General features: G+C 35.8%; 19 protein-coding genes and 1 other annotated feature. Of the genes, 2 read left to right on the top strand and 17 right to left on the bottom strand.

Annotation, left to right across the window (positions count from 1 at the left end):
- Window position 1: 1 nt before the first annotated feature.
- From infB to gmk, 6 genes are all read right to left on the bottom strand, one after another.
- Window positions 2-1855: a translation initiation factor IF-2 gene (gene infB, locus Q0F04_RS00610; RefSeq protein ID WP_295748947.1), complete on the bottom strand. Its 1854-nt coding sequence runs from the start codon at window positions 1853-1855 to the stop codon at window positions 2-4.
- Window positions 1856-1863: 8 nt separating this feature from the next.
- Window positions 1864-2154 (bottom strand): ribosomal L7Ae/L30e/S12e/Gadd45 family protein, encoded by a 291-nt coding sequence (locus Q0F04_RS00605; protein WP_154555220.1) that lies wholly within the window; start codon window positions 2152-2154, stop codon window positions 1864-1866.
- The gene (locus Q0F04_RS00600) at window positions 2147-2407 is read right to left on the bottom strand and encodes a YlxR family protein (protein ID WP_117571801.1); all 261 of its coding nucleotides are present in this window, start codon (window positions 2405-2407) and stop codon (window positions 2147-2149) included. Before Q0F04_RS00600 ends, Q0F04_RS00605 begins: the two co-directional genes overlap by 8 nt.
- 11 nt (window positions 2408-2418) lie before the next feature.
- Entirely contained in the window at window positions 2419-4032 is a 1614-nt protein-coding gene (gene nusA / locus Q0F04_RS00595) for a transcription termination factor NusA (protein ID WP_242995613.1), read from the bottom strand.
- Between the two features lie 10 nt (window positions 4033-4042).
- The gene (rimP, locus tag Q0F04_RS00590; RefSeq protein ID WP_117571800.1) at window positions 4043-4501 is read right to left on the bottom strand and encodes a ribosome maturation factor RimP; all 459 of its coding nucleotides are present in this window, start codon (window positions 4499-4501) and stop codon (window positions 4043-4045) included.
- A 95-nt stretch (window positions 4502-4596) separates the two neighbouring features.
- A complete protein-coding gene (gmk, locus tag Q0F04_RS00585; protein ID WP_117571828.1) occupies window positions 4597-5175 on the bottom strand; it encodes a guanylate kinase in 579 nt (192 codons plus the stop codon).
- Between the two features lie 105 nt (window positions 5176-5280).
- On the opposite strand from gmk, the gene Q0F04_RS00580 reads away from it, so the two are divergent.
- A complete protein-coding gene (locus Q0F04_RS00580; RefSeq protein WP_295748941.1) occupies window positions 5281-6915 on the top strand; it encodes an NFACT RNA binding domain-containing protein in 1635 nt (544 codons plus the stop codon).
- Between the two features lie 32 nt (window positions 6916-6947).
- Here Q0F04_RS00580 and Q0F04_RS00575 read toward each other — a convergent pair whose 3' ends face one another.
- The 7 genes from Q0F04_RS00575 to Q0F04_RS00545 are packed head-to-tail and all read right to left on the bottom strand — an operon-like array spanning window position 6948 to window position 11643.
- Window positions 6948-7256: a (Fe-S)-binding protein gene (locus tag Q0F04_RS00575; protein WP_117571600.1), complete on the bottom strand. Its 309-nt coding sequence runs from the start codon at window positions 7254-7256 to the stop codon at window positions 6948-6950.
- A 2-nt stretch (window positions 7257-7258) separates the two neighbouring features.
- Window positions 7259-7441 (bottom strand): hypothetical protein, encoded by a 183-nt coding sequence (locus Q0F04_RS00570; protein WP_117571601.1) that lies wholly within the window; start codon window positions 7439-7441, stop codon window positions 7259-7261.
- Window positions 7441-8016 (bottom strand): RnfABCDGE type electron transport complex subunit A, encoded by a 576-nt coding sequence (locus Q0F04_RS00565; protein WP_117571602.1) that lies wholly within the window; start codon window positions 8014-8016, stop codon window positions 7441-7443. Before Q0F04_RS00565 ends, Q0F04_RS00570 begins: the two co-directional genes overlap by 1 nt.
- Window position 8017: 1 nt before the next feature.
- Window positions 8018-8677 carry an electron transport complex subunit E gene (locus Q0F04_RS00560; protein ID WP_117571603.1) on the bottom strand — a complete coding sequence of 220 codons (660 nt, stop codon included), beginning with the start codon at window positions 8675-8677 and terminating at the stop codon, window positions 8018-8020.
- Between the two features lie 13 nt (window positions 8678-8690).
- The gene (locus tag Q0F04_RS00555; RefSeq protein WP_117571604.1) at window positions 8691-9200 is read right to left on the bottom strand and encodes an FMN-binding protein; all 510 of its coding nucleotides are present in this window, start codon (window positions 9198-9200) and stop codon (window positions 8691-8693) included.
- A complete protein-coding gene (locus Q0F04_RS00550) occupies window positions 9197-10339 on the bottom strand; it encodes an RnfABCDGE type electron transport complex subunit D (RefSeq protein ID WP_295748938.1) in 1143 nt (380 codons plus the stop codon). The genes Q0F04_RS00555 and Q0F04_RS00550 overlap by 4 nt, the downstream gene beginning before the upstream one ends.
- A gap of 11 nt (window positions 10340-10350) precedes the next feature.
- The gene (locus tag Q0F04_RS00545) at window positions 10351-11643 is read right to left on the bottom strand and encodes an RnfABCDGE type electron transport complex subunit C (RefSeq protein WP_295748936.1); all 1293 of its coding nucleotides are present in this window, start codon (window positions 11641-11643) and stop codon (window positions 10351-10353) included.
- Between the two features lie 136 nt (window positions 11644-11779).
- Between Q0F04_RS00545 and Q0F04_RS00540 the strand changes: the two genes are divergently transcribed.
- Window positions 11780-12862 carry an FAD:protein FMN transferase gene (locus Q0F04_RS00540; protein WP_295748933.1) on the top strand — a complete coding sequence of 361 codons (1083 nt, stop codon included), beginning with the start codon at window positions 11780-11782 and terminating at the stop codon, window positions 12860-12862.
- A 22-nt stretch (window positions 12863-12884) separates the two neighbouring features.
- Here Q0F04_RS00540 and ileS read toward each other — a convergent pair whose 3' ends face one another.
- From ileS to raiA, 4 genes are all read right to left on the bottom strand, one after another.
- A complete protein-coding gene (ileS, locus tag Q0F04_RS00535; protein WP_295748930.1) occupies window positions 12885-15611 on the bottom strand; it encodes an isoleucine--tRNA ligase in 2727 nt (908 codons plus the stop codon).
- A 37-nt stretch (window positions 15612-15648) separates the two neighbouring features.
- Window positions 15649-15861: a binding site (T-box leader), on the bottom strand.
- Window positions 15855-16553, bottom strand: coding sequence for a YlmH/Sll1252 family protein (locus Q0F04_RS00530; RefSeq protein ID WP_295748926.1), 699 nt, complete (start codon window positions 16551-16553; stop codon window positions 15855-15857). (Overlaps the previous feature by 7 nt.)
- A 54-nt stretch (window positions 16554-16607) precedes the next feature.
- Window positions 16608-17039, bottom strand: coding sequence for a cell division protein SepF (gene sepF / locus Q0F04_RS00525; RefSeq protein ID WP_117571610.1), 432 nt, complete (start codon window positions 17037-17039; stop codon window positions 16608-16610).
- Between the two features lie 116 nt (window positions 17040-17155).
- Window positions 17156-17689 (bottom strand): ribosome-associated translation inhibitor RaiA, encoded by a 534-nt coding sequence (raiA, locus tag Q0F04_RS00520; protein ID WP_117571611.1) that lies wholly within the window; start codon window positions 17687-17689, stop codon window positions 17156-17158.
- Between the last annotated feature and the right edge of the window lie 281 nt (window positions 17690-17970).

Below are 17970 nucleotides of genomic sequence, written 5' to 3'. Positions count from 1 at the left end.
ACTATTCTTCCACTTCCTGATCTTCGAAGCCTTCTATAATATCTCCTACTTTAATATCGTTAAAGTTTTCGATTGTCATACCACATTCGTAACCATTTATAACTTCCTTAACATCATTTTCAAAACGACGTAATGATCCAAGTTTACCGGTATAAACAACAATACCTTCACGGATCAAACGAACTTTACAATCACGCTTCATCTTACCATCCGTAACCATACATCCGGCAATTGTACCAATCTTACTTACCTTATAGATTTGACGAACATCCGCCTGACCAATCACAACTTCTTCATATACTGGTGCAAGCATACCCTTCATAGCTGCTTGTAATTCTTCTAAAGCCTTATAGATGATGTTGTGTAAACGGATTTCCACTCCTTCTTCTTCGGCTTTTTTACGAATGGCTGCACTAGGACGAATGTTGAAACCATAAATGATCGCATTCGATGCACTTGCTAGTAAGATATCAGATTCTGTAATTGTACCTACTGTTGAACGAATGACATTGATACGAACATTTCCATCGACTTCTAGTTTTTCCATACTTGCCTTTAAAGCTTCGGCAGAACCCTGAACATCGGCTTTGATCAAGACATTGATTTCTTGAACATCACCCTCATCAATTTTCTTAGCCAAATCTTCCAAAGACATTGCACTTGTTGAATTACGTTCTTTTTCAATTTGTTTATCCAAACGATGACCAGCAATTTCAGCTGCTTTCTTATAGCTATCATAAGACATGAAGACATCACCAGCTCTAGGCACTTCATTTAAACCAATGATTTCAACTGGACAACTTGGTTCTGCATGTTTGATTTCCATACCACGATCGTTTGTCATCTTACGAACACGACCATAAGAAGTACCAACCACAAGACTATCTCCCGTATGTAATGTACCACGTTGTACTAACACTGTCGCAACTGGTCCACGACCCTTATCTAACTTCGCTTCAATAACAGTACCAGAAGCATTTGTATCTGGATTTGCCTTTAATTCTTGCATATCTGCAACTAATAACATCGTTTCCAACAATTCTGGAACACCTGTTCCCTTTTTCGCAGATACTTGAGTAAAGATTGTATCTCCACCCCATTCTTCAGGCATAATTCCTAGTTCACTCATTTCGGACATGATACGATCTGGATTTGCGCCTGGCTTATCAATTTTATTAACGGCAACTACAATTGGAACACCTGCAGCTTTGGCATGGTCTACCGCTTCTTTTGTCTGAGGCATTACACCATCATCGGCCGCAACAACGATAATTACGATATCCGTTACTTCCGCACCACGAGCACGCATTGCAGTAAAGGCTTCGTGACCTGGTGTATCTAAGAATGTTACTTTTCTTCCCTTTAAGGATACCTGGTACGCACCAATGTGCTGTGTAATACCACCAAATTCACCTTCTGTAACATTCGCTTTACGAATTGTATCCAACAATGTTGTTTTACCATGGTCAACGTGACCCATGATTGTGACAACTGGAGGACGAGGTACTAATTTAGATTCGTCTTCTTCTACATTTTGAAGTTGTTCTTCAATATCATCTTCGTCAACAACAACTTCTTTATGTACTTCTACATTGAAGTTCATACAGATCAATTCAATATCCTCATCTGATAATACAGTATTGATTGTTGACATATTTCCCATCATAAATAAGAATTTAATGATTTCAGAACTATTTTTGTGAAGCAATTGTGCTAACTGACCTACAGTAATCGCATCACTATATGTGATTTCCTTTACAGCTTCTTCCTTTTTAGGTGCATTAGACTGATACGAACTCTTATGCCCTTTTCGATTTGGTTTCTTTTTGTTTTTATTGTTGTTGTTATAAGCCATCGAATCACCTAACCTTTCATCTTTTCGATAATCGCTTTGGCAAAGCCACTATCTACAATCGCAATAGCACTCATCTTTTTATAAGAAACATCATCTAATACAGATGGTTCTACCACTATATACGGCACATTGTAATATGTGCATTTATCCTGAATCTTCTTCATACGGTTTTGTCCGCATAAAGAAGATACAAGTACAAGTTTTGCTTGAGATTTTTGAATACTAACAAGTAAAGAATCACCCTTTGCTACTTTACCAGCACGATATGCTAGCTGTATCAAATTCGTAACTTTATTCATTGGTAATGATTGCTTCTAATTCCTGATATACTTCATCGGGAATTTCAGTTTCTAAAGCCCTTTGTAAAGCCTTATTCTTTTTGGCAAGAGCTAACGTTTCTAAGCTTTTAGAAATATAAGCCCCATGCCCATTCTTTTTACCTGTTAAATCGATCTCAATTGTTTGTTCAGGTGTACGTACCACACGAATCAAATCCTTTTTAGGGAAACGCTCTTGCGTTACGACACATTTTCGCATTGGAATCTTACGCATGAAACCAACTCCTAGTCATCATAATATTCATCATATTCTTCGTAGTCAACATCATCGTCCCAGGCATTTTCATCTTCATATTCCTGTTCTTCGATTTCAGCCAACTCTTCATCCGAATAGATTGGTTTCATATCTTCATAGTTAAATTTCTTAACTTCAACTGGTTTCTTTTCTTCTTCAACCTTTTCTTTTTTAGGTTTAGAAACTTGAGGCTCTTCTTGTTTATTGGAAGCATCCGCCATAGATTCAAACTTAGAAGTATATTCCTTTACATCAGCAGCTGTCTTTTCTTTACGATTTTGTTTCGCAATACGAGCCAATTCTTCCATTTCATCGACTTCTTTTTCTTCAACCACATTCTCTTTTTCAAATAAAGTATCTTGGGCATGTTCTTCAACTGCATCCACTTCTTCATCTTCATATGTGAAATCAGCTACATCGATGTTTTCAATATCGGCTTCATTTGATTTTAATTCATCAATCTTCTGTTGTTGTTTATAAGCACGTTCTTTAGCTTTCTTTTCTTCATATTCTTCTTGCATTTTTGCACTTATAGCCATGTAATCAATACCCAATTCCTGCATTTCGCTTTCCGATTTGATATCAATCTTGTGGTTTGTTAATTTAACAGCCAAACGCGCATTTTTACCACGCTTACCAATTGCTAGTGATAATTGGTTATCTGGAACAACAACGATCAATCCATCTTTTACATTTTCATTTGGAATCACCGCAACACCAACACTTGGACTTAATGCGTTCGCGATCAATTCACTGATATTGTCAGACCATTCGAAGATATCGATTTTTTCACCATTCAATTCTTCAATGATTGTTTGTACACGACTTCCACGAGGACCAATACATGCTCCAATTGGGTCGATGTTTTCATTGTGTGAATAAACCGCAATCTTACATCTTTCACCTGGATCTCTGGCAATCGCTTTGATTTCAATGATTCCATTGTAGATTTCTGGAACTTCACGTTCAAATAAACGACGAACAAATACTGGAGTTGCACGAGATACTAAAACTTGAGCACCCTTTGTTTCTTTGTTGACTTCAGTAATCACAACTAAGATGTTGTCGCCTTCTTTATAATGTTCTGTTGGAATCTGAGCTGATTTTTTCATCATCGCAAATGTTTTACCAATATTTACGATCACAAATTTTTCTTCAACTGTTTCAATTGTTCCTAGAACCATTTCATCAACTTTATCGCAATATTCTTCGTAAACCAAGGCTTTTTCAGCTTCACGAATCTTTTGTTTCATCACGTTTTTGGCAAGTACAACAGCCGCACGATCAAAATCTGTGAAATCCACTTCTTCACCAACCATATCACCTAATTGAATGTTTGGATTTTCTTTTTGAGCTTCTTCCAATTCGATTTCTAATTCATCATCTTCAACTTCTTCAACAACCATACGCTCATGGTAAATGTGAATTGTTCCATCTACAATGTCTACACGAACATACGCATCTGGAATTTCGATGTGTTTGCGGTAAGCCTTTGTCAAAGCTTCTTTTAAAGCATCTTCAACAATTTCCTTTGTTAATTGACGATCTGTTTCAATGCCCTGTAGAGCTTTTGCTAAATCTGCAACTTTAATTTTTGGTTTCATCTTTTTTCTCCTATACCTTTACAGCCGTCATAATCAGCTGAATGTTACTCTTTTCAATAGTGATCTTCTTTGTTCTTGTCTTATCACGATATGAAATCGTTACATCATTTTCTGTCGCTTCAACAAGATCACCAATGACTTGATCTAAACCTTGTTTTGGATCCTTCATTTTGACAAATACATATTTGCCAACGGCTCTTTGAATTTCTTCATCCGTACGAAGCTCTCTTTCCGCTCCTGGCGAACAAACTTCAAGCATGTATTCTTTGGCATACCAGTCTTTTTCATCGAGCATTGTACCAATCGCATCTGAGCATGATGCACAAGTATCCAAATCCATTGTACCGTCTTCTTTTTCAACCGAAACTCTTAATAATGGTGTACCCTGATTTGTAATCCATTCTAATTCATACAAATGGCATCCATTGTCCTTAAGAACTTCTTCAATCCATTCTTTAAGATTGTCCATACATTTCTCCTTAGTGCAAAATATAAGGAGTGGTACGACCCACTCCTTGAATTTCTATACAATGTATTTATAGCACAAAAAAGCTTTATTTGCAACTATTTGTTTTCTTCAAGCTCAACATGACGAAGAATAATCGTCTTAATTAGCTCAGCTGCAAGCTTTGGATCATCATTACAAACAATATATTTATATTGAGATACCATCTTCATTTCGTTGCTAGCCTTGGCAAGTCGTTGCTGAATGATTTCTTCAGGCTCTGTGCTACGACCACGAATACGTCTTTCCAATTCCTCCATTGAAGGTGGAATAATAAAGATCGAAATCGCATCCGGACACTTTTCCTGTACTTGAATAGCTCCCTGCACTTCAATTTCCAATAAGACATTCTTTCCTTCATCGCGTAAACGATTGACTTCCTTTAAAGGTGTTCCATAATAGTTTCCGACAAACTCGGCCCACTCTAAAAGCTCACCTTCCTGAATGGCTTTTTCAAAATCTTCACGTGTTGAGAAGAAATAATCTCTTCCATCCACTTCTCCAGCACGTGGCTTACGTGTTGTCATCGATGTAGAATACGCTAAATTTAGGCGTTCATCTGTTTCAAAATATTTTCGAATTGTCCCTTTTCCAACACCACTAGGACCGCTCAAAATGATTAATAGACCTCTTTGCATGACAATCTTGCTCTCCCTCTTTTCATCCATTTTACAAGTCCAAACCATGTGTGTCAAATTTAATTTAACTATGTTATAATCTTTATCAGACTAAGGAGGTCCACTATGGCTATTGACGGATTATTTTTATACAATATTCAAGAAAAATTAAACGCATATACCCCATGTAAAATTGGTAAAATACAAAATATCAGCGATGAAGAAATATTGATTCATCTACACACACGTAATGAAGGAAACCAAAAGCTTGTCATCAATGTACACTCCAACACAAACCGTGTATATATCGCAAACTTTATTCCCGGCATTCAACCCGAACCTTCCAACTTTGTGATGGTCTTAAGAAAACTATGCTCGCAAGCCATTGTTGAATCCTTTGAACAAGTTGGCTATGACCGCATTTTATGTTTACACCTATCTTGTCGCAACGAATTTCAAGATCTTGTAAAATACGATCTAAACATCGAACTCATGGGAAAATACGCCAATATGATCTTAGTTAAAGATGGCGTCATTGTAGATGCATTAAAACGTATTCCAGTATATGAAAATGCCAAAAGATTCATTCATCCAGGCGCAAAATATGTAGCTCCTGCTCAACCAGAGAAGAAAAATCCATTTGAGATCAAAGATATCGATTTAGATCAAAGTCTTGTCAAACAGATCTATGGCTTTTCACCATTACTTTCAAATGAATTTTTATATCGTATAAACAATAACGAAAAATATATTGATATTTTGAATGAGCTTATTTCTTCAAATACTTTATATATTTATAAAAAGGATTTTCATTGTATTGAACTCAAACATTTAAATGAACAGCCAAAAACCTACACGATCATGGAAGGTTTAAATCATTTATATGAAGAAGACGAACAAAAGAAACGTATCAAAGAACAATATGGCGATATCATTCGTACTGTCGAAAAGGAAAAACAGAAACAAACAAAAAAGCTTCCAAAGCTAGAACAAGCCTTAGAAGATGGTAAAGACTATCATAAATATCAAGAATATGGAGATTTGATCTTTGCGTATATGTACCAGATTCAAAAAGAAAAGACAATCGTATTGCCTTCTTTTGAAACAAACGAAGATGTAATGATTCCAATCGATATGCGCTTTGATTTAAAAACCAATGCCAATAAGTACTATCAAAAATATCACAAGATGAAACGTAGTTTAGTGATCTTAGAAGAACAAATTGAACAATGCAAAGAAGATATTGAATACTATACACAGCTCGAAGAACAGCTTCAACACTGCAGCGTCTTTGATGCTGGAGAAATACGTGAAGAACTTGTTAAGCAACGTGTATTGATGCCTAAAAAGGACAATAAGCGCAAAAAGAAGAATAATAAGCCAAATGTTCTTCATTTAGTATTTGATGATTGTGAAATCTATGTAGGTAAAAATAACATTCAAAATAACTATGTGACACACCAAGTCTCACGCAAGAATGACTTATGGTTCCATGTGAAAGACTATCATGGATCTCATGTTCTATTAAAAAGTAATGACTTTACAGAAACACAAATTAGACTTTGTGCTCAACTAGCGGCCTATTATTCTAAAGGTAAAGATTCAAGTTCAGTACCTGTAGATTATTGTTTAATTTCCCAAATTAAAAAGGTCCCAGGATCTAAGATTGGTTTTGTGACCATGAAATCCAATAAAACAATCTATATTGATCCAGATGAAAACTATTTATTAGATATCATTAAAGAACATCAAGTAAAGTAAAAGACGGAATTTCAATTTCCGTCTTTTTCATTTTATCCTTTTACTTCGATAGTAGAACCATCAGGTCCTGGTGTATTTTTCAAGTAATCAATGATTTCTTGACGCTTATCAGCTTTACAAGGTTTACATGCGATATGATCCATATCTTTTGAAACCAAAGCTTCAGCCATACCACTACATCCAGGGAATCCACAACCACCACAGTTATATCCAGGTAGTAATGATGTTACTTTCTCTACACGTACATCTGCTTCTACTTTTAAATATTTATCGGCAACACCTAGACCTAAGCCAAGTACTGCACCAAGTACAAGCATCATAATTACGGCTACGATTACCATATTTATTCTCCCTTCACTTGATTGTGAGCCGGATTGTTTGTGCAGGCATAATCCTTACATCCGTCACAATCCGCTTTTAAATCTTCACACCCTTCTGGTTTGGGTGTTTTTTTATTCATTAAATACAAAACAATATAGATAGCGACTAAAGCGCCAAAAAACAATATTGCGTATAAATACTTCATTATACAATTCCTGTAAAACAAGAGAAGGCCATGGCCATGATGGCAGCTACGATCAAAGCGATTGGATTACCAACGAACGCATTTGGAACTTCACTTTGTTCAAGTCTTTCACGAATTGTAGAGAAAATGAATAATACAAGGGCAAATCCTAATGGAGTACCGATTGAGTATACTAACATTTGTGCAAAGTTATAACTATTAGAGATATTTACTAAACATACATTCAATACAACACAGTTTGTAGTGATCAAAGGTAAGTAAACACCTAATGATTTATAAAGTGCTGGACTTGTCTTTTTAATGAACATTTCAGTTAACTGAACTAAAGAAGCGATTACCAAGATAAATGTAATCAAATCCATAAATTCAAGTTGTAAAGGTACAAGTACTAAATAATAAAGTGCATATGTAACTAATGCGGCTACAACGATAACGAAGACAACGGCAACACCCATACCGATTGCTGAGCTTTTCTTTTTAGAAACACCCATGAATGGGCACATACCTAAGAATTGAGTTAAGATAACGTTGTTAACTAAAACACTCGTTACTAAAAGTGCCATTAATTCACCCATCTTACTTTTCCTCCTTTGCTGCAGCTTCTTCTTTCGCTGTTACATGTTGTTTATAAGCACCAACAGCAGCAGCTAAAACCGCAAATGTAATGAAGGCTCCAACACTTGATCCAAAGATACTTACTGTGAAGTCTTCTGGAATGATGTGTAAGTTTAACCAAACTTGAGCTTCGTTAAATGGGTTTACCACTTTAATTCCACCTGTTGAAATCAATTCACGAATAAATGACATCGCTAGTACTGCTAGAGTATATCCTAGACCCATTCCTAAACCATCTAGAGCTGAATCTAAAACACCATTTTTACTAGCGAAAGCTTCCGCACGACCCAAGATGATACAGTTAACTACGATCAATGGAATAAATACACCTAAGCTTGTATTTAAACTTGGCGCATAAGCTTGGATCAACATTTGAATGATCTTAACCAATGTGGCAATAATAACGATATATACGGGAATACGAATTTCATCTGGCGTAATTTTACGAACACATGAAATGATCACGTTTGACATGATCAATACGATAATAACACTAACACCCATACCAATCGCATTGTTTACCGTTGTAGTAATGGCTAGTGTTGAACAAATTCCTAAGAATAATGAGAATACTGGGTTATCTTTAATTAAACCCGCTTTAAAGTTTTCAAAACGATTCATCTAGATAACCTCCTTACTTTAATTTATCGACAAGTTTTGCCGCTTCATGAATACCATTGACAACAGGTCCAGAAGAAACAGTGGCACCAGAAATTGTATCCAATTCCCCAGTCGCATCTTTTCCTTCCAAAGATTTCTTAAATGGAGCTTCTGTTACTTTAGAACCTAAGCCCTTTGTATCACCATTGCTGATGGCATTGTATTTATCGATTTTCTTTGAGTCTTTGTCAATAGAAACTAAGAATACAGTTCCTTCTTTATATCCACTTACACTCATGTTGAAGATATACACATTTTTGTATTCATAAACCTTTTGTACAGTTTTAGAATCCAATGTTGCATCCACCAATTTAAAATCATCAGCACTAGCATCTGGATACATAGCCATCAAAGATTCTTTTTCTTGTCTTTCGTTATTTTCTGCAATAACGGGAGCCGTCATTTGGTTCGCAAATGCCAAAGCACCACCGGCAACAGCACTAACGATGGCCAAGAATAAACCTAAATGTACGATCTTGTTCATAGCGTTACCTCCACTGTTTCAACAACAGCTGCAGTTTCAGGAACAGTATCTACCTTTTGAATGGAGCTAGCTGCATAGAAGCTGATAGCCAAACCAATCAAGGCTAAACATGCACATACGATTCTTGATTTTTTAACCAATTCCAATTGTTTTCCATCGAAACAAGATTCAATCCAAGGAGTAAACATATTCATCAATAAGATAGAATATAAACATCCTTCTGGAAGGTTCGCTTTTAAACGAACTAATGTCGTTAAAATTGCAGCTCCCATCGCAAATACAACACGACCACTTGCACTTGTTGGACTTGTGACTGGGTCTGTCAACATAAATACAGCACCAAAAATAACACCACCTGTTAACAAGTGTAATAATGGATACCAAATAACAGCTGGAATTCCGTGGTATGAATCAATGCCTGTAATCGCAGCTACAACCGCAGTTAATACAAAGATTGTTCCTAAATATACAACTGGTACTCTCCAGTCAATAATTTGACGAATGGCAAGTACAACACCAATGATCAAAATCAAGATTGAGAATGTTTCACCAATAGATCCAGGATATGTTCCTAGTGCAAGGCCTGCAAATCCTCCATATTGAGATAAGAATGAATCCAATACAGCTGCATTGCTAGGTAACCAATGGTAAGTGCTCGCAATCACTGTAGTTGGTGTTGCTTGTGTGATTAGACCAACACTAACGCCTGTAAAAGCTTGTAAAATCACAGCACGACCTACAGCTGCAGGGTTGAAGATATTTTGTCCAAAACCACCAAATAATAATTTTGCAAGTACGATTGCGAATACTGTCGCAATAATAATTGCATAACAAGACATATTAACAGGTACCATCAAAGTTAAAATGATAGCTGTTACCCATCCAAATGAGCTCTTTAAGAAAGTTTTAACATCTTTCTTCATAATCTTTGCGAAGATGGATTCGCAAACGAATGTAGTAATTAAAGAACAAGCTAATAAAAGAACACAATGTAAAGCAGCACTAGCACCCCATGCAGATGCATAGTAAATTACGGCTGCTACAAACACAACAAGTAAACTTAAAGATAATTCTTTCATGATACGTTGTGTTGACAAGTTATTCTTAATGCTTGGACTTACATGAAAAGTAAATTTCATTTGAATCCTCCCTACTTTTTCTTAAGCATAACAATACGTTTTGCCTTACGAACATTTTCAGTTACATCGATATGAGATGGACAAATATAAGTACACATTCCACATTCGATACAACTCATAACGCCACGTTTTGACATTTCATCAACGTCATTGGCTTTCAATGCAGCTGTAATTCTTACTGGCTGTAAACCACTTGGACAATGATCACTACATTTACCACAACGTAAACATGCGATCGCATCATCGTTTGCAGCTGGTAATACAGTTAATGCATTCATAGCACGATCAACGACAAACATATCATTGACAATAGTTTTACCCATCATAGGTCCACCAGAAATCAAGCGGACAGTATCTTGTGTATATCCTCCACAAGCTTCGATGATTTCACTAACAGGCATACCGACAGGTACACATACGTTGTGAGGATCTTTTACACATTCACCACTCACTGTTAGATTTTTTTGTGTGATGGCTTCACCTTTTTCAAAAGCTTTCGCAATAGCGATGGCACTTGAAGCATTTCCAATGATAGCTCCAGCTTCAGCAGGAAGTCCTCCATATTCTTTATGTAATACTTCACGTACTAAAACACGTTCCCATCCCATTGGGTACACATCAGGGACTGGACGAACCTCAACACCTGCTGCATCATTTAATGCAGACTTCACTTTTTCAATTAAATCTGGGTGAGATTCTTTAATACAAATGTAAACCGTTTTGGCTTCAGCCATCTTTTTCATGATTTTTGCACCTGTAACTAAATCTTGCGCATCATCCATGACAGATCGGTAATCGGCTGTGATGTATGGTTCACACTCTACGGCGTTGATCAAAACATAATCAACTCCATCTGGTTTCATATATTTTACATAGGTTGGGAAACCAGCTCCACCTAAACCAACAATACCTGCATTCTTTACAAAATCAACACACTCTTGGCGAGTAGCACTTTGCCAGTCTAATGGTGTAAAAGATTGAACTTTCGTTTGTTTAAAATCGCATTCAATCACCATGTGATTTTGTGGACGCAAAGAATTGTGCATACGCTTAACAATTCCTTTGTAAGTTCCAGAAACACTTGAATAAATTGGCACATAAAAACCTGACTTTGTTTCAGCCAGTTTTGTTCCAACTGATACAGTATCTCCCTCTTCAACAAGAATATCAAAGTCCAAAGTACGTCCTGCAACTAAAGGAATATAGACTTCCTTTTTTGGCATAAGATGTAATAATTCAGACTTTTCTGTCAATTCTTTTTTACCAGGGATATGCTGTCTCATTGGTCCTAAAAATAGTGACATATAAATCCTACCTCCCATTTATACTTTTTAATCATAGGCCTTTTTTTTCACAAGTTCAAGAATTTTTTGACAATTTCCCACAATTTAGGTAAGTACTTACATTTACATTAAATTAAAATCATCATATAATACTTTTATGCAAAAAAATAAATCCATTTTATCATGGCTGGTTATATCCATATGCTTTCTAATCTTTATAAGTTCCGTTGTATTCTTTGTTCAAAATAAAGACAATGAAACAACAGAAAACCTAAATGTTACCCTTACCGATGTCGGGTTTGATACACCAATCACCCTGAATTGTTCGTGTTCTCAAACGGATTTTGCCAAGTATACAAAGATTGTAAGAAAGACATTTAAAGAAAACAATAAAAGATTCGACCAATACCATGCCTATAAAAATATGAATAACCTATATACACTCAATCATGAAGCCTATGACCATCCGATTCAAATGGATGCAACTTTTATTGATTGTTTAAAGCTAGCTATGCAGATGCAGTCTGAAAACTCACAATTTGACATCAGTCAAGGTGCCCTATTAAATCTATGGCATGATGCTAGAGAAAATACGCAGGTACCACCAAGTGATGACAAGATTCAAGAAGCTTTAAAACATATTGATCTAGACAATATTCAAATATCTGGTAATGAAGTATCCTATTTAGACCCAGAATTATCTATTGATCTAGGTGCCATTGCGAAAGGATACACAGCGCAAATTGCCAAAGAGAAACTAAATAAAGCCGGATTAAAAAACGGCTATATCAATGCCGGAGGTAATGTTGTCTTACTGGGTGAAAAAGAAGATGGCTCAAACTGGAAGATTGGTATTCAATCGCCAGATTCAAGTGATGCCCTAGTTCAATATGAAACAAGAAAAGCCACTTGTTTAGTCACAAGTGGAGATTACCAAAGATATTTTACATATAAAAATAAAAAATATTCCCATATTATTGATCCACAAACGGGTTATCCGGCAAACTACGTTCGAAGCGTGACCGTCATCACAAAAGATTCAGGCAAGGCCGATGCCTTAAGTACAACACTATTCTGTATGAGTGTAGAAGATGGAAAGAAATATCTATCCACCCTTGATTATGATGTACAAGCGATATGGATCGTAGATAAAGATACAGATATTAAATCCGATCTTGAAACAAAAGATTATAAAATAATCACAACAGACAAAATAAAAAGAGTAACTCTTGTGGATTAGAGTTACTCTTTTTATTTACTTATTAGTCATGTAATACGTGGTTACAACGATCACACAATCCATCTTCGTTTTCAGATTCTGTGTAGTTCCAGCAACGAGGACATACGTGGCCTGTAGCCTTTTCTACTTTGACCTGACAAACTTCGAATTGTTCTAATTCATCAGTTGTGAATGTTACTTTAGATACGATGAACCATTGTGCAGCGTTACTTAATACACGATCCATGATTTCTTTTTGTGCATCACTTACATGTAATACAACATGTGCTTCTAATGATTTACCAATCAAACCTTGAGCACGAGCATTTTCTAGTGCTTTGAAGACATCCTTACGAACTTTGAATAATTCTTCCATGTCCGCTTTGATTTTTTCTGCATCAAAATCTAATTCTAAATCTTTGAATGTAGTTAAGTGGATACTTTCTGCATCAAAGTGCATGTAGTCATTGACTTCTTCACAAGTGTGAGCCAAGATTGGAGCCCATAATTTAGTCATCACTTCTACGGCATTATAAAGAACAGTTTGAACTTGACGACGAACTGGTGCATCTTCTTTTTCAATATAAAGAATATCTTTTGTGTAATCTAAGTAGTAAGCGGATAATTCGTTTGTCATTAAGTTAGTCAAATATGTAACAACATCTGAGAAACGATATTCATTATAAGCTTTTCTACAGAAATCTACGGCATCTTTTAATTCGGTTAAGATATATTGATCCAATTCACTCAATTCATTGAAGCTTACACAATCTTTAGCAGTGAATTTTTGATCATCTAAGTTAGCCATTAAGAAACGCAATGTGTTACGTACCTTACGATAGTTTTCACTGACTTGTTTCAAGATCTTTTGACCCATTGAAACATCGGCCTGATAGTCTACACTACATGCCCATAAACGTAAGATATCAGCACCATACTTCTTAGTGATTTCACTAGGAGCTACGGCATTCCATTGGGATTTAGACATCTTAACGCCCTTTTCATCCATTACGAAACCATGTGATAATACTTGTTTGTATGGAGCTTTACCATGAACAGCTGTACCAACAATTAAACTTGAGTTGAACCATCCACGATATTGGTCACTACCTTCAAAATATAAGTCAGCAGGATAACCTAAGCCACGATCCATCATTGCACCAGTATGACTTGATCCAGAGTCAAACCAAACATCCATAGTATCTGTTTCTTTACGGAAGATACCATTTGGTGAATGTTCATTTGTGTATCCTTCTGGTAATAAATCTTTCACATCTCTTTCAAACCAAACGTTTGATCCATATTCACCAACCAATTCGGCTACATGATCAAAGATAGCTTGATCCATAATTGGCGTATCGTCTTCACCATAAATAATAGGAATTGGAACACCCCAAGCACGCTGACGAGAAATACACCAGTCATTACGATCGGCAATCATATTGTGCATACGTTGTTCACCCCAAGCAGGTACCCAAGATACAGAGTGAATTTGTTCTAGTAATTCGTCACGAATTTGATCAATGGATGCGAACCATTGTGTTGTTGCACGGAAAATAATAGGTTTTTTCGTACGCCAGTCATGTGGGTATGAGTGAGTAATAAATTGAAGTTTTAATAATACACCCAATTCATCTAACTTTTGAGTGACTGTCTTGTTGGCATCTTCTACATATTGACCGGCAAGCCATTCACCAACATCATCCATCATGCATCCTTGTGCATCTACGTTACAATACACTGGTAAACCATATTTCATACCAATGTTAAAGTCATCCACACCAAATCCAGGCGCTGTATGAACACATCCAGTACCAGCATCCGCTGTTACGTGATCTCCACACATCAATAAACTTTCTCTTTCTGGATATAATGGGTGAGTACATGTAATGTATTCAAATTCTTTACCTTTGAAAGTTTTTAAAACATCACGTTTTTCAACTTCAAACTTATCGCATAATTCTTCAACCATGCTTGACAACATGATTAATTTTCCCTTTTCTGTATCCACTAATGAATAGTCAAAATCAGGGTTTACACTAATTCCTAAGTTTGCAGGAATTGTCCAAGGTGTTGTTGTCCAAATCACAAAGTTGCAGTCTGTATCCAATACGCCTTTTCCATCTTTAACAGCAAATTTAACATAAATAGTTGGACTCTTTACATCTTTATATTCAACTTCAGCTTCAGCTAGAGCCGATTCACTACTTGGTGACCAATATACTGGTTTTAATCCTTTGTAGATCAAACCTTTCATAGCCATCTTTCCAAAGATTTCGATTTGGTGTTTTTCAAAACCCTTTTGAAGTGTGATATAAGGATGATCATAATCTCCAATTGATCCTAAGCTTAAGAATCCAGCTTTTTGATTTGCGACTTGTTTTAAAGCATAGTCGTAACAGATTTTTCTAAATTCTGCAATTCCCATTTTTTTACGGTCATATCCTAATTTAGTAACAGCTGTTTCAATTGGTAAACCATGTGTATCCCATCCTGGAATATATGGTGTGTTGTATCCTTCCATAAAGTGAGATTTCACAATAACATCTTTTAACACCTTATTTAAGGCATGTCCTAAGTGGATGTCACCATTTGCGTAAGGAGGACCATCATGTAGTACAAATGATTCAGCTCCTTTTCTTCTTTCTAACATCTTTTCATACAATTTTTCATCTTGCCAGCGCTTCTGGAAACCAGGCTCTTTTTTAGTCAAATTTCCACGCATTTCAAATGCCGTTTTAGGCATATGAAGAGTTTCTTTGTAGTCCATACTTTATCTCCTTTTCTAAATAAAAAAAACGCCCTTATAAAAGGACGTAATAAACACGCGGTACCACCTTAATTCATAGTTTTCACTATGCACTTTCATGAGATAACGGCTCAACCGGATCAAACTACTATTATTTCGTAAGATCAGCTCAAAAGGGATACCTTAATTCTTATTCATACAATGTTTCACCAAAACTCATTGCTCTCTTAAATCCTAACGAATAAAGGCGTGTCTTTATCTTAGCTAAATATATTGATCAAAGTTCAAAACAAGTCTTCCCTTTTTTGTGGTAGAAACCACTTCTTTAAACTGGAATCGACCCGTTTTTCTAATTGACACGAAATCATTATTGCACAATTGTAAATTTTGTTCAAGTACCACATCATTAACTTTCACAAATCCAGCATGAATCTTTTTTAATGCTTCACTTCTTGAACAATGCGACAATTGAGCAACGATACTATCAAGTCGTAAACTGCTGCACATAATATGTATTTCTTTTGTGTTGTTTTTCGTAATGATATAGTCTAAACACTCTTCAAAATGCACGGTACACTTACCAATCTGCGTACAATTGTCGATGATATATTTTGAAATCTTTTCCTTACAAAAGATATATAGATCATCTTCCTGCACGATCAAATCGCCAATCACACTTCTTTCAATTCCTGAATGCATCAAACATCCTAAAAGATCAGAGTGTGTGAGTGTCTTAAATTTTGAATTGTATGTGGCATGAAGACAAACACAATCACTAAAACCTTCATAGCCTTCAGGAATAAAACAAGCTATCTTTCTTTCCGCTTGATCATAGCCACCATCAAATACCAATTGAATATTTTTTGGCACCATACTTTGAAGAATGCTCTGTTCAGAAATCGATAAAAAATAGGTCATGATCAGCCTATTTTGTTTTTGAAAGATACGAATTTGATCTTTCATCTGCGAAATAAACACCTCATGACCTACCATAAATGAGCTCATTAAAAGTAATTATTAGTCTTCATCTTCGAAGTCGTCTGGACTTCCTAATGAAATAGTTCCTTGTACACCAATTTCAGCTGGAGAACATAAAATTACGTTCTGACCGATTTTCTGAATTTTTCCATCAAGCGCATATACAACACCTGTTAAGAAATCAATTGTACGTTGTGCATAATCACGATCTAGCTTGTGTAAGTTAACTACTACAGCACGACCTTCTTTTAAGCGTTGTCCTACTTCTTCAGCTTCTCCAAAGCTTCTTGGTTCAAACAATACCATTTTTGTATTTGAATTCAAAGAAGTTGCGTTAGTACGAGTTTTTGGTCTCTCATAACGGCTTTGAGGTTCTACTTCTTCTACCTTTTCAGCTTGTGGTGCTTCTTGATAATCATCATCTTCTTCGATTGGAGCAACGAAGTCTTTTACTTTATCCATAAATCCCATGGGAAAAACCTCCTTAACGAACATAATTATAGCACAAAGAATAACTTATTCAAACTTATATTCTTTTTTTTCTTTCCGAACAAAAGACATGCCATTTTGACATGTCTTTCACGCGTTTATTCTGTTTCAATCAAGCCATAGCCACCATCATGACGTTTGTAGCAAACGGCAATCTTATTTGTTTCATCATCTGTATAAATGAAGAAATCGTGTCCTAATAATTCCATTTTCATAATAGCTTCATCTAAGCTCATTTCTTTTGGAACGATAGATTTTGTACGAACAACTTCGTCGTCATCTACTTCTTCATCATTGAATAGTTCATGATCCAAGAAAGCTTCGGCAAGTGATTCTTTATTTTTACGTGTTAAACGTGTTTTTGTTCTACGAATTTGATCTTCCAATTTATCTACAGCACGATCAATAGCTGCATATAAATCGTCATCTACAACCTCGGCACGTAGAATCGCATAACGTGTTGGGATTGTAACTTCAATTTTTTGTTTTGTCGGATATGTACGAACTAAGACATTCGCTACATCATCCTCTCCGATAATGAAGTACTTTGTTAAAACATCCAATTTTTTATGGATCTTATCTGAGATTCCCTGAGTTACTGTGATGTTTTTTCCTACAATATTGACTTTCATATTATGTACCTCCTATATGATTTGTATTGCTACTTAGATTATAGCACGTTTATTTTGTTTTACACTTTTCGACAAGAAATGACAAAAATATAACCAGTTTTGCCAAGGAGGTTGACAAAACAAAATGTAACTATTTTCAGAAAATAACTTGCATATTTTCATTGAATGAGCTATAGTATAGCCAGGTGATTAACATGAACATTCAATCTACATATTTTTACTTTTACTTTAGATAGCCCTAATTAAGCCAATCACAACTGAATGGTATTTTAATTAGGGCT

This window comes from uncultured Holdemanella sp. (genome assembly GCF_934772795.1).
Taxonomy (GTDB): Bacteria; Bacillota_I; Bacilli_A; order Erysipelotrichales; family Erysipelotrichaceae; genus Holdemanella.
This window is presented reverse-complemented; position numbering and strand designations above follow the sequence as displayed.